The sequence below is a fragment of the Glutamicibacter sp. MNS18 genome, assembly GCF_026107515.2.
Classification (GTDB): domain Bacteria; phylum Actinomycetota; class Actinomycetes; order Actinomycetales; family Micrococcaceae; genus Glutamicibacter.
In genome coordinates, this window is the sequence record NZ_JAPCHW010000037.1 from 1 (window position 1) to 944 (window position 944).

1 protein-coding gene is annotated in these 944 nt (G+C 63.0%); it reads right to left on the minus strand.

The features are described from left to right. On the minus strand, window positions 1-833 hold an 833-nt coding region (locus tag OK351_RS17865; protein WP_265161770.1), incomplete at its 3' end, for a transposase. Window positions 834-944: the final 111 nt, after the last annotated feature.

The following is a 944-nucleotide window of genomic DNA, read 5'->3' on the forward strand; positions in this document are numbered from 1 at the left end:
CTGCCGCGCCCGCGTTTCGGTTCCTTCCGGGCTTCTTTCCTCGCTTCGTTCCAGGCTTCCTTACGGACCTCGTCCATCGCTTCCATCGCCCACTGCACGATATGGAACGGGTCCGCGCACCGGATCGCGTTGATGCATTTCTCGGCCACGACATCACCGATCCAGTCCGCCCCGTCTGCGCTGACATGGGTGATCAGCTGGCACCGCCCGGCCCCTGAGGCCTCGAGCAGGTCAAAGAACCGGCGCAGGGTGTCCTTGGTGCGGCCCACCCCGGCCCACACGAGCCGGCCGGTGTCATGGCACACCACCACGGTCAGGTACTTGTGGCCCTTCTTGTAACTGATCTCATCGATCCCGATACGTTTCAGGCCCGCGAACAGGTCGATCTTCGCTTCGGTTTCCTCCCAGACCCTGCCGATGATCGAGCCCACGGTACGCCAGGCTACCCGTAGTAGTTCGGTGACCGCGTTCTTGGAAGTGATGGTCGCCAGCCAGGCGGCCTGCTCATCGAAGTGCCGAGTGTGTCCGGCCTGGTGCCGGGCCCACGGTAACCAGGCGACCGTGACCCCGTGGGCCGGGCAGTTTACCCGTGGGGCTGGTGCTTCCAGGTAGGTCATGGTGGTGCCCAAATCCAGGGCCCGCCAGCGGCGGGTTCCCTCGCCCGCATCGTAGCGTGGGCTCTTGGTCTGGCAGATCCCGCACCGGGGTTTAAGCTTCTTCGACGGCCTGACGGTCGCGATGAGGCAGTCGTCGACGGGGTCGTAGTCGATGGACTCGATGATGGTCGTGGACTCGACACCGAGCACGCTACGCCATAGGGTTGTTTGTTGCACGCCGTTTTCTTGTGTTTGGTTTGATGGTTTAGACGCTCTAAAACCTATACGAGAAGCGGCGTGCGCTGCTATTTAAGGGGCCCGGCGACCCACGGATCAGTCACAAGCGCC